This window comes from Nocardia sp. CNS-044 (genome assembly GCF_059570515.1).
Map to the genome: position 1 here is coordinate 263403 of NZ_JCANSX010000012.1, position 11980 is coordinate 275382.

Genomic DNA, 11980 nt, shown 5'->3' on the forward strand with positions numbered 1-11980 from the left:
GGACGCCGCAGTCGTCGAACCGCGAATCACCTAGTGAGGGCGGAGATGCTCATGCCGACGCGGGCGCTAGGTTCTCGCCGCGAAGTCGCTGCGAGATGACCTGGGTGATGCCGTCGCCACGCATGCTCACGCCATAGAGCGCGTCGGCGATCTCCATGGTCGGCTTCTGGTGCGTGATCACGATCAGCTGACTCTTCTCCCGCAGCTGCTCGAACAGCCCGATCAGCCTGCGCAGGTTGGTGTCGTCCAGCGCGGCCTCGACCTCGTCCATGACATAGAACGGCGAGGGCCGGGCGCGGAAGATGGCCACAAGCAACGCGACCGCGGTCAGCGACTTCTCGCCGCCGGACAGCAGCGAAAGGCGCTTGACCTTCTTGCCCGGCGGGCGGGCCTCCACCTCGATGCCGGTGGTGAGCATGTCCGACGGGTCGGTGAGCAGCAGCCTGCCCTCGCCGCCGGGGAAGAGCTTGGCGAACACCTGGACGAACTCGCGCTCCACGTCGGCGTAGGCCTCCGTGAAGACCTGCAGGATGCGCGCGTCCACCTCGGCGACCACGTCGAGTAGGTCCTTGCGCGCGTTCTTGACGTCCTCGAGCTGCGTGGACAGGAAGTTGTAGCGCTCTTCGAGGGCCGCGAACTCCTCCAGCGCCAACGGGTTCACCTTGCCGAGCGTGGCCAGGTCCTTCTCGGCGCGTTTGGCGCGACGCTCCTGGCTCGCCCGGTCGTAGGGCATCGGCTGCGGCGCGCTGACCTGTTCGCCGCGCTCCTTGGCCTGCTCGTACTCCGCCATTTCCAGCGGTGACGGCGGCAGCGGCACGTCGGGGCCGTACTCCGCGATCAGGTCGTTCAGCGCGATGCCGAACTGTTCGGCGATGGTCGTCTCCAGCTGCTCGATCCGCAGCGCGGCCTGCGCCTTGGCCACCTCGTCGCGGTGCACCGCGTCGGTGAGCTGGGCCAGCTGGGTGCTCAGCGCGCGCACCCGCTCCTTGACCTGCTCGACCTGCGCCGCGCATTCGGTGCGGCGGCGAACGAGGTCGTCGCGGCGGGCGCTGGCCTCGGCCACCACCTTCTCCAGCTCCGCGGCCACCCGCGCGCCCGACTCCGCGACGGCGGCGGCCACCGCGGCGGCTTGGCGGCGCGCGGCCTGGGCGCGTTCGGCGCGGGCCCGCGTCTCGCGTTCGGCGCGGGCCGCGCGGCGCAGCGAATCCGCCTTGCCGCGAACCGATTCCGCGCGTTCCTCGGCGGTGCGCACGGCGAGCCTCGCCTCGACCTCCATGGAGCGGGCCTCGGCCAACGCGGCCGCCGCCTCCTCGCGATCGCGGCCCGCGGACTCGGTGCCCGCGGCGCCGATGCCGTCGGCGTCGATCTCGGATTGTTCGAGTTCGGCGTGCCGCAGCCGGTCCTCGAGTTCGGCGAGCGACGCCAGCGCCTCCTCCCGCGCGGATTCCGCCTCGGTGCGCTGGGCGGCAAGCCGGTCGCTGTCGGTCTGGGCGGCGCGGGCGGCTTGACCGAGCCTGCCGAGACGGTCGTAGATAGCCATCAGCGCCTGATCGGATTCGTGCAGCGCGAGCAGCGCGTGGTCCACGGACTCCTTGCGATCGGCCTGTTCGGCCAGCGCGCCGGAGAGCGCCGCCTCCAGTTCCTCCGCGTGCCGCTGCGCGGCGATCAGTTCGGTCTTCGCGGCGTCGATGTCGGCCTGGATCTCCAGCTGGCTCGGGGCGCGGTCGGATCCGCCGAGCAGCCAGCCGGTGCCGGTGAGATCGCCGTCGCGGGTGACCACCCGCAGCTCGGGGCGGGCCGCGACGAGTTCGGTCGCGGCCGCGAGATCGTCGACCACCGCGATGCCCGCGGTCAGCGCGCCGATGGCCGCCCGCACGGAGTCCGGGCATTCCACCACGTCGACCAGCCAGCGGGCCGAACCGGGCAGCGCGCCGCCGGTCGCGCGTGCCGCGTCGGCCGCGCCGAAGACCAGTGCGGCCCGGCCACCGTCGGCCTCCTTGAGCGCGGCCACCGCTGCCTGCGCGGAATCCTCGGTGTCCGCGGCCACCGCGTCGGCGAGTGGGCCGAGCGCCGCGGCGACGGCCGCCTCGAATCCGGTGTGCACGCGCAGCAATCCCGACAGCGAACCGAGCAGCCCGTCGGCGCGGTTCTCCAGCAGCCAGGCGGCGCCGTCGCGGCGGGCCAGACCCATGCCGAGCGCCTCGATGCGCGCGGACAGCGAGGCCACCCGCTTGCTCGCGTCCCGATCCTGTTCGCGCAGTTCGGTGACGCGCTGATCGGCCAGTTCCAGCGCCTGCACGGCGTGCTCGTGCTGGGCGTCGAGGCCTTCTTCGCCCGCGTCGAGTTCGCCGAGTTCGTCCTGCACGCTGTCGAATTCGGCCTGCGCGGCCTCGCCGCGGTGCCTGGCCTCGGCGATCGCCACCGAGAGGCGGGCGATCTCCGCGTCCACCGACTGCGCCCTCGTCCGCAACGTGTCGACCTTGCCGGAGAGCCGGGCCAGTCCCTCGCGCCGATCCGCGATCGCGCGGACCGCGGCCAGGTGCGCCTGCTCGGCGGCCTTCGCCGCGTACTCGCGCTCGGCCAGCTGCTCCCTGGCGGCTTCCAAGGTCTCGACCGCGATCTCGACGGCCTCGCGCAGCTCGGCTTCCTCGGCTTCGACGCGATCGGCCTCCGCCTCGAGCTGATCGGGGTCGCGGCCGGTGCCGACGGGCGCCTCGGTGTCGAGATGACGAGCCCGGTCGCCCGCGATGCGGATGGTCGCGTTGACCCGCTCGGCCAACGCCGAGAGCTGGAACCAGATCTGCGCCGCGGCCTCCGCGCTCGGCGTGAGCTTGGACAGCTGGAATTCCTGCTGCGCCAGCGCGGCGTTCGCGGCGTCCAGCTCGCTCTGCACGGTGATCTGCTGTTCGCGGGCGTAGGCCTCTTTGCTCTGCTGGCTCTCCAGTTCACCGCGGCGAGTCACCAAGTCGTCGGCCGCCAGCCGCAGGCGCGCGTCGCGCAGGTCGGCCTGCACGGTCTGCGCGCGCCGCGCCACCTCGGCCTGCCTGCCGAGCGGTTTGAGCTGGCGGCGCAGTTCGGTGGTGAGGTCGGTCAGGCGCGCGAGATTGGCCTGCATCGCGTCGAGCTTGCGGACCGCCTTCTCCTTGCGCTTGCGGTGTTTCAGCACGCCCGCGGCCTCTTCGACGAAGGAGCGGCGGTCCTCGGGCCGCGATTCCAGGATCGCGGAGAGCTGGCCCTGCCCGACGATGACGTGCATCTCCCTGCCGATGCCGGAATCGCTCAGCAGTTCCTGCACGTCCATCAACCGGCAGGAGCTGCCGTTGATCTCGTACTCGCCCGCGCCGTCGCGGAACATGCGCCGGGTGATCGACACCTCCGCGTAGTCGATGGGCAGCGCGCCGTCGGAGTTGTCGATGGTCAGCGTCACCTCGGCGCGGCCGAGCGGGGCGCGTCCCGCCGTGCCCGCGAAGATGACGTCCTGCATCTTGCCGCCGCGCAACGCCTTCGCACCCTGTTCGCCCATCACCCAGGTGAGCGCGTCGACGACGTTGGACTTGCCGGAACCGTTCGGGCCGACCACACAGGTGATACCGGGTTCGAAGCGCAGCGTCGTCGCGGACGCGAAGGACTTGAAGCCCTTCAACGTCAGACTCTTCAGGTGCAAATTCGACGACCTTTCCGTGCGCGGTGGTCGGACACATCCCCGCGGGGCGACCAGCCATGGTATCCGCCTGCCGCCGCATCGCTCGTCGGCGGGCGGCGCACCACGGCGCGGGCAGGGTCCGACGCGACCGGTGCGCTACAGGTTGACGAGCCGACCGGCGATGTCGCGCGTTTCGATGTGCTCGAGGCCGCTCATCTCCCGCCAGAGGCCTACTGGCCTTACGATCCTGTCTGATTCGGCAGCGGCAATGTCTTTGTTCGGGAGCAATCAGCGGATGCGCGCACCTTCGGTCGACACCGGCACGGCCCTCCGGCTTGCCCGGATCGCCGCGCTCGTCGTGGGCTGTCTGCTGTTCCTGCACGCGTGCGAGCGGACGCGGCGGGTCGTGCCGACCGACGTCTGGATCGAGCTGGCGATCGCGGCCGCGCTCGGCGCCGCCGCCATGGTCGTCGCCTGGTTCGAGATCGCCCGCGCGGAAGAACTCGACGAAGCCGAAGCGCCCGAGCCCGCGCGTGACGCCGGTCCGGCGGACGCGCCGCGCGAGTGCCGCATCGAGTCCGACGGGCGCACGGTGCGTGCCCGCATCGCCAAGTCGGGCAATCTGGTCTTGCACGGACACGACTACACCGGACCCCATCCCGGCCACGAATGGTCCTGGACCTTCCGCCCTGCGGTCTTCCCCGCCATCCGCGCCGCGCTCGGCGGCGACAGCGAGAGCGATCTGATCGATCTCCTGGAGGACGTCGTCCTCGACTCGCGTCCGGAGATCCGGGACGACCCCGGCGCCTGGCTGCGCGCGCACGGTATCGCCGCCGCCTACCGCGAGAAGGGCGACCACCCGAGTCGCGTCACCACCAAATTGCCGATCTTCCGTGGCATGCGCCGCCTGCCCGAGAACGAAAGCGCCAGGGCGCTGCCGGGTGGCCGCGGCGAGGACGAGGTACCGGAGCGGTCCGCACGGTCGACGAGCGGTCGGGAGCCGGTGGCTACGAGAGCAAGCGTCACCAGGTCGCGGGAGCGATCACCGCGGGAGGTGTCCGAAACTCGGCAGGCGGTGCGGACTCCCGACTCCCGTCGCGCCACACCGGTTTCCCGCCGCGCCGCAACCGCTACCGAAACCCGCCGCGCCACCACCATTGCCGAATCACGTCGCGCCACCAACGGCTCCGAAACCCGCCGCACCGCAACCGTTGCCGAAACGCGCCGAGCCGCTGAGGCTTCCGAAACGCGCCGAGCCGCAAAAGCTTCCGATACTCGCCGAGCAGCAAAGGCTTCCGAAACGCACCGCGGCACAAACGTTGCCGAAACTCGCCAGGCCGCAAAAGCTTCCGAAACGCACCGCGCCGCGGCGGTCTCCGAAGCCGTGGACGACCGTCCCGCCCTTCCTCGGCGCGAGCGCCCAGCCGAACGCGCGACCACCGGGCGCGCCCGGCAGTCCTACGAACCGCCGCGACCAGCGGGCGAACCAGCATCCGACCGACCCTCGCGAGACCACCATCCGACACCGAAAAGTGCTCCGGCGGCGGCCGCTTCGCCGTCCGCACCGGACCGCCCTGTACCGCGCATGCCCGCCGCGGCCGCCGCTTACGAAGCCGCGTCCGACCGAGCCGCCCCACCGCACCACACGCCCGCCTATGACGCGCCCACCAGCAGGCACTCCACGGAACCGCCCGACCGCGGCTACCCGCCCCCGCCCCTCGAGCGCCGCCGCGCACACCGGTACCGATGAGCGCATTCGCCACTACCGACCGTCCATGGAGCGGCCCGTGAGCTTTTCCGATCGGCGCTCCGGAGCGGTGCGATTCACACGCTCTTGTCCTCGCCTGCCGCTGGATGCGATCTTCGCCGGAACGGCTCGCTGACGCGTCGACAGCACCGAGTCCGGTAAGCAGGCCCCGATCGGGCGCGTCCGGTGTATCGAGTCGCGCTCCACCTCGGATGATGCCGACTCGGCGCAGGCTGAGCCGCGACGCTCACCGTCCGTCGTGCTGAGGCTCCGCCCATTTCGCCACCCAGGTCTCGTTCTGCTGGGCGATCACCGTTTCGCAGTCGTCGACGAACGTCGTCCAGCGTGGCTCGTCGGTGGGTGAGCCCTCCGCTCGCCACTCGCGTAGCAGCTGCCCGAGCCGCCGGGCGGTCGCGGAGTAGCTCATCACCAGGAACTCGTAGCGGCGGCCCGCCAGGTAACCGGCGACTCCCGCGCCGAGCGTCGTCAGCACGGCGACCCACGGCGTGAGGTTGGCGGCCCAGGTGGTTCGGCCCGAGCTGGACGAGGCGCCGACGAGGACCGCTCCGATGGCGGCGACCACGGTCGCCGCCACGCCGAGCAGCAGGGCCGCCGCGCGCAACCGTCGCGCCCGTGCGGCGTATTCGCGGGCCCTGCGGTCGTAATAGCCGGTGATCTGGCCCTGCACCCGATCCCGCACGTACTGGTCGGGGGTCAGCACCGGGGGCGGCCTGGAGGCGGCGAGCGCGGCGGCGTCGGCACCGTTCGACGTCAGAAACGGCAGCAGATCGTCGGCGGACTCCTCGATTTCACCGACGGCCCGGTGCAGCCGGAGCAGGGCGTCGGCGTCGCGAAAGGGGCGCGCCCTGGCCCGGAACCGGTAGATCACCTGTTTGATGTTCTCCGCGACGGCGCGGGCCCTGGTCCAGCGACGGAGTTCGGCGGGGGTCAGGAAATGCGCGGCGAGGAACGTCGCCAGGGCGAGGCAGACCGCACCGAGGGCGGCGACCACGAGTTGCGGAAGGCCCGACGTGCGCAGGACGGTCGCGGTCGCCGCCGTGGCGATCGCACCCAGGCCGCTGAGGCAGAGGACGGCGACCCGGGTGCGGTCGGCACGCCGTTTCGCGGTATCCGCGGCCCGGGCCCAGCGCATTCGCCGCGCCCACAGCGCCGCGACTGCCTCGTCGTCGCTCACGATCGCCTACTCGGCTGCACGCCTCGTATTCTCACCTGCGGCGATGGCGCCGTCCGGGAAATCGGCCGGGTGGCACTCGGCCTGCCGCGACAGGTTCGGGCGGCCGCCGCCTCGTGGGCTCCGGCCGACCGCAGACCGCGCCCGGCCGGAGCGAAGGCGGACGTCGCCTAACTCGCCCGCTTGCAGGCGCCGCCGGATTCCCAGCCGGTGAGCATGCGGAAGGCCAGCACCGCGCCCCACGGTCCGATGACCCAGACCGGCCACGGGTAGGTGAACTCGCCGACGCCGATCGAGATGGCCGCCCAGATGACCAGCACCAGGATGCTGACACCGAGCCAGCTGCCGCCCTCGATGCGCTGCCACACCGGAATCCGCGGCCGCGACTTCGGCTGCGCGGCGGACTCTTTCGTCAGCTTCGGCAGGTCGGCGAGCACCAGTTGCAGGTCGTCGCGGGTGGTGGTGCCGTAGACGCGCGCGACCCGCTGATCGTATTCGGCCAGGTCGAGGCGACCGTCGGCCATGTGCCTGCCGAGCAACCGGACGACTTGGTCGCGTTCCGCATCGGAGGCGCGGGTGCCGGTCGAGATGTCCATGCCAGTTCCTATCGACGATTCCACCCTCCACAGTGGAATATTACCCATAGCCTGCACCCTCCAATGTGGAATGTCAACCCTCGGCAGGCGCGGACTTCACCGGACACCTCCCCGCGCGGCGCGCGGCACGGCAAGATGGATCGGGTGCCGACGGCGGCATGCGAGCTTCGAGGAGGATTTCGTGTCCGAAACCGTGCGCGGCGTCATCGCCCGAGCCATCGGCGCTCCGGTCGAACTGGTCGACGTGGTCGTCCCCGATCCCGGTCCGCACGACGTGGTGGTGCGTGTCCAGTCCTGCGGCGTCTGCCACACGGATCTGCACTACCGCGAGGGCGGCATCAACGACGAATTCCCGTTCCTGCTCGGCCACGAGGCGGCGGGTGTGGTGGAAACCGTCGGCGCGGCGGTCACGCACGTGGCCCCCGGCGATTTCGTGGTGCTGAACTGGCGCGCCGTCTGCGGCGAGTGCCGCGCGTGCAAACGCGGACGCCCCTGGTACTGCTTCGCCAGTCACAACGCGAGCAAGAAGATGACGCTCACCGACGGCACCGAACTGAGCCCCGCGCTGGGCATCGGCGCCTTCGCCGACAAGACGCTGGTGCACGAAGGACAGTGCACCAAGGTCGATCCCGAGGCGGACCCCGCCGTCGCCGGCCTGCTCGGCTGCGGCGTGATGGCGGGCATCGGCGCCGCCATGAACACCGGCAACGTCTCGCGCGGCGACACCGTCGCGGTGATCGGCTGCGGCGGTGTCGGCGACGCCGCCATCGCGGGCGCCCGGCTGGCCGGTGCCCGCATCATCGTCGCGATCGACCGCGACCCGCGAAAGCTGACCTGGGCCAAGGAGTTCGGCGCCACCCACACCGTCGACGCCAGTACCGAGGACGTGGTGAGTCGCGTCCAGGAACTCACCGACGGTTTCGGCGCCGACGTGGTGATCGACGCGGTCGGCCGCCCGGAGACCTGGAAACAGGCCTTCTACAGCCGCGATCTCGCGGGCACCGTCGTGCTGGTCGGCGTCCCCACCCCCGACATGACCATCGAGATGCCGCTGATCGACCTGTTCTCCCGCGGCGGCGCGCTGAAGTCCTCGTGGTACGGCGACTGCCTGCCGGAGCGCGACTTCCCGATGCTCGTCGACCTGTACCGGCAGGGCAGGCTGCCGCTGGACCGCTTCGTCACCGAGCGGATCGCGCTCGACGAGGTGGAGCGCGCCTTCGCCGCCATGCACGCGGGCGAGGTGCTGCGCTCGGTGGTGGTCTGGTGAGCGCGCGCATCGACCGAGTGGTCACCTCGGGCACCTTCTCGCTGGACGGCGGCACCTGGGCGGTCGACAACAACGTCTGGCTGGTCGGCGACGACCGCGAGGTGCTCGTGGTGGACGCGGCGCACGACGCCGACACCATCGTCGCCGCGGTCGGCGGGCGGCACGTCGTCGCGGTGCTGTGCACGCACGGCCACAACGACCACGTCACCGTCGCGCCGGAACTCGCCGAGCGCCTGGACGCGCCCGTCCTGCTGCATCCCGGCGACGAACCGCTGTGGCGGATGACCCATCCGGACGCCGACTACCGCTCGCTCGCCGACACGGCGCGAATCTCGGTGGCTGGCACCGAGATCGAGATCCTGCACACGCCGGGCCATTCGCCCGGCTCGGTCTCCCTCTACCTGCCGGAGCTGCACGCGCTGTGCACCGGCGACACGCTCTTCGCCGGAGGCCCCGGCGCGACCGGCCGCTCCTACTCCGACTTCGACACCATCATCGATTCCATCCGGGACCGCCTGCTCACGCTGCCCGAGGAGACGACGGTGCACACCGGCCATGGCGAGGGCACCACCATCGGCGCCGAGAAGCCGTCGCTCGCCGACTGGATCGCCCGCGGGCACTAGCGACTCGGATGTCGGTCACTGGGCGAACCGGACGCGGAGCCGGGTCGCCGTCGCCCGCACGACTCGCCGCGCTCGAATCGGTCAGAGAATGGCGACCGCGACCACCAGGCCGAGCGCGAAGTGGGCGGCCGCCACCACGAGCACCTCGGTGGTGAACTTCTCCGCGTGCAGCGCGGTGCCGATGTCGATGCCGAGCACGCGCTCGACGACCCGCACCGAGATCACCTGGGCGATGATGCCGACCAGACCGAACACCAGCGCGGCGATCAGGCCCTCGGCGAGCTTGCCGCCCGCCGCGAAGATCGCGAGCACCACGATGAACGCCATGCTCAGCATGCCCGCCGCCGTGACGATGATCGCGTTGGGCTTGCCCTGGGCCACCATCCCGCGCAGCTTGCCGGGGGTGGTCAGGTCGATGGCGTAGAAGCCGACGAGCATCAGCGCGAGGCCGACGAGCGCGTAGAGGATGATCGCCCCTACGCCTTCGCCGAGCGCGCTCCAGTACCCCGATTCGAGGGCGACTGCGGTCATCGTGGTCCTTCCGGAAGTAATCCCTACTGGGTGAGTGGTCTATTCGGTGGGTATGCGGTGCGGGACGAACGCCGCGGCGTCGTCGGTGATCAGTCCCGCGGTCTCCCGGATGCCGAGGCCCGCGGAAGCGTCGCCGACGATCCAGGCGCCGAGCACAGGCCGCATGTCGTCGAATTCCGGCAGCGGGTCGAGCAATTGGTACACGAACCCCTCGGCGCCGTAGACGCCGCCGGTGGCGGTCTCCAAGCCTGCGCCGACGATCGTCATATTGGCGCCCTCACGGCCGAGCTTCGGTTTGCGGATGTATTCGGTGAGCTCGTTGGGCTGGTCGAGATAGGCGGGCAACAGATTCGGATGCCCGGGATACATCTCCCACAGAATCGCCAGGATCGCCTTGTTGCTGAGCAGTGTCTTCCACAGCGGCTCGATCCACATGGTCTGCGGCAGGCTCTGCACCACGCGCTTGCCGAAATCGTCGTCGAGCACCCACTCCCAGGGGTAGAGCTTGAAGACGGACTCGATCGGCGCCTCGGCCAGATCGACGAAACGCTCCAGCTCCGTGTCGAATCCGACTTCCTCGATGGGCAGCGCGATGGTGTCGAAGCCCGCCTCGGCGGCGGTCTCCTGCATGTAGGCCGTCGTGACGTTGTCCTCGCCGGTGGCGTCGGCGGAGGACCAGGTGAAATGCAGCTGCGGGGAGGGCAATTGGTCGCGCAACTCACCCCAGCGCTCGACCAGCTTCTCGTGCAACGAGTTCCACTGGTCGTCGTCGGGATACTGCGCGGTCAGCCAGTGCCACTGCACGATCGCCGCCTCCAGCAGCGAGGTCGGCGTATCGGCGTTGTACTCCAGCAGTTTCGCCGGGCGGCGCGCGTCGTAGCGCAGGTCGAAGCGGCCGTACACGTGCGGGTCACCGCGACGCCAGGATTCGGCGATCGGCTCCCAACTCCATTCCGGCAGACCGAAATCCCGGAACCGCTCGGTGAGCACGACGTGCTCGACGGCGTTCAGGCACATCGAGTGCAGCAGTTCGACATCGGCCTCGAGCGCGAGGATCTCCGGCATGTCGAACTCGTAGTGCACCGACTCGTCCCAGTACGGGCGCGGCTGCCCGCTGGCGTCGCGGCCCGGAGCGCCGTAGACCAAGCCCTGCCCCTCGATGATCCGCTTCCAGTCCTGGCGCGGCGTGCCGCGGACTCGACGCATCAGGAACCACCGCCGCCGGTGCTCTTGCTGCCCAGTCCGCCGCGCTGGATGGTGGTGCCGGACTTGGTGGTGATCTGGGCCCCCTTGGGTTTCAGCGTGGAGCCGCCGACGGGCGGCTTGCCGACGGTGTTGTTGCCGCCGTAGTAGTAGCGGTACTGCGGGCCGCCGCCGTAGATGATGATCGGGCCCGCGTGGCCGTGCGAGCCGCCGCCGCTGTCGTCGACGAAACCCGTCGTCCCGGGCGTGCAGTACTTGTCCTCGACGACGATCTCCTGGCCGTTCTCGTTCTTCACGCAGTAGGCGGTGACCTCGTCGGGCGCGGTGAGCGCCCGGTACGCCAGATAGCCGCCGCCGACGAGACCCGCGACGCCGACGATGGCGACGCCGCCGATCAGCACGCGCTTGCGAGTCCGCTTCTTGGCTTCGGCCGCCGCTTCGGCCGCGCGCTGCGCCTCGGCGGCGCGTTTGCGCGCCTTGTCCCTGGCGCGCGCCTCGGCCACGGTCGGCGGGCGGGGCTGGGTGACGCCGGGTTCCTGACGGTGAATACGGCCCGGTCGAGGACCGGGCGGCGGTCCCTGCTCACTCGGCCCCGGCAGGTCCGGCGGCTCCGGCACGTTCAGCTCAGGGGTGGTCCACTCCGGTTGCTCGGCGGGCTCCTCGGGACGCCGCTGGTCCCCGTCGCCCGGGTTCTGCGTGCTCACCGATCTCTCCCCATGGCCGTCGGATCCACCACTAGCGCTCCTCGAATCCGGTCGAATCACCCCGCGGAGGCTCCCAGCTTTCCACAACCAAAGTCACCCGGCCAGGCGTATCACCCGATCGCAGCAGTTCCAGCAAACGCTCGCATGCCGCGCGGGTGCCCTCCGCGATCACGTGCACGCGTCCGTCGGGGGCGTTCCGCGCGGAACCGACCAGACCGAGTTCCAGCGCACGCGACCGTGTCCACCAGCGGAAACCGACGCCCTGCACCGTGCCGTGCACCCAGGCGCCGAGCCGGACCCGGTCGGTGGATTCGGCCGCGCCGTGCGGAGTCTCAGTCATCCGCTCAGAATGCCGTACCGATCGCCGCGCGCGGCGCAGGGGGCCGGACATGCCGAGCGCCCGGCCGCAGAAAGGTGCGGACGGGCGCTCGGGAACGGTTCGGGCGTAGCGCGATGCGCACTTCGCCCGGCACT

At 70.9% G+C, this 11980-nt stretch carries 10 protein-coding genes; 3 read left to right on the forward strand and 7 right to left on the reverse strand.

The features are described 5' to 3' along the window. Nucleotides 1-49: 49 nt before the first annotated feature. Nucleotides 50-3664, reverse strand: a complete 3615-nt coding sequence (gene smc, locus T333_RS31735; protein WP_496426786.1) for a chromosome segregation protein SMC — start codon at nt 3662-3664, stop codon at nt 50-52. Nucleotides 3665-3938: 274 nt separating this feature from the next. On the opposite strand from smc, the gene T333_RS31740 reads away from it, so the two are divergent. After that, a complete protein-coding gene (locus tag T333_RS31740; protein ID WP_496426787.1) occupies nt 3939-5393 on the forward strand; it encodes a hypothetical protein in 1455 nt (484 codons plus the stop codon). Between the two features lie 244 nt (nt 5394-5637). Here T333_RS31740 and T333_RS31745 read toward each other — a convergent pair whose 3' ends face one another. Beyond that, the gene (locus tag T333_RS31745) at nt 5638-6585 is read right to left on the reverse strand and encodes a DUF4231 domain-containing protein (RefSeq protein ID WP_496426788.1); all 948 of its coding nucleotides are present in this window, start codon (nt 6583-6585) and stop codon (nt 5638-5640) included. Between the two features lie 167 nt (nt 6586-6752). Then, a complete protein-coding gene (locus T333_RS31750) occupies nt 6753-7178 on the reverse strand; it encodes a DUF1707 SHOCT-like domain-containing protein (RefSeq protein WP_357253764.1) in 426 nt (141 codons plus the stop codon). A 181-nt stretch (nt 7179-7359) separates the two neighbouring features. Between T333_RS31750 and T333_RS31755 the strand changes: the two genes are divergently transcribed. Continuing rightward, nucleotides 7360-8445 (forward strand): S-(hydroxymethyl)mycothiol dehydrogenase, encoded by a 1086-nt coding sequence (locus T333_RS31755; protein WP_496426789.1) that lies wholly within the window; start codon nt 7360-7362, stop codon nt 8443-8445. Further along, on the forward strand, nt 8442-9068 hold the full coding sequence (locus T333_RS31760) for an MBL fold metallo-hydrolase (RefSeq protein ID WP_496426790.1): 627 nt from the start codon (nt 8442-8444) through the stop codon (nt 9066-9068). Before T333_RS31755 ends, T333_RS31760 begins: the two co-directional genes overlap by 4 nt. Nucleotides 9069-9149: 81 nt before the next feature. Here the strand turns inward: T333_RS31760 and T333_RS31765 are convergent, their stop codons facing one another. Genes T333_RS31765 through T333_RS31780 form a run of 4 tightly spaced genes read right to left on the reverse strand, consistent with a single transcriptional unit; the run spans nt 9150 to nt 11846 of the window. Next, on the reverse strand, nt 9150-9599 hold the full coding sequence (locus T333_RS31765) for a DUF350 domain-containing protein (protein WP_354999308.1): 450 nt from the start codon (nt 9597-9599) through the stop codon (nt 9150-9152). A gap of 39 nt (nt 9600-9638) precedes the next feature. Next, a complete protein-coding gene (locus T333_RS31770) occupies nt 9639-10805 on the reverse strand; it encodes a glutathionylspermidine synthase family protein (protein ID WP_354999307.1) in 1167 nt (388 codons plus the stop codon). Beyond that, nucleotides 10805-11506, reverse strand: coding sequence for a hypothetical protein (locus tag T333_RS31775; protein WP_354999306.1), 702 nt, complete (start codon nt 11504-11506; stop codon nt 10805-10807). Before T333_RS31775 ends, T333_RS31770 begins: the two co-directional genes overlap by 1 nt. 31 nt (nt 11507-11537) lie before the next feature. Then, nucleotides 11538-11846, reverse strand: coding sequence for an acylphosphatase (locus T333_RS31780; protein ID WP_354999305.1), 309 nt, complete (start codon nt 11844-11846; stop codon nt 11538-11540). Nucleotides 11847-11980 lie beyond the last annotated feature (134 nt).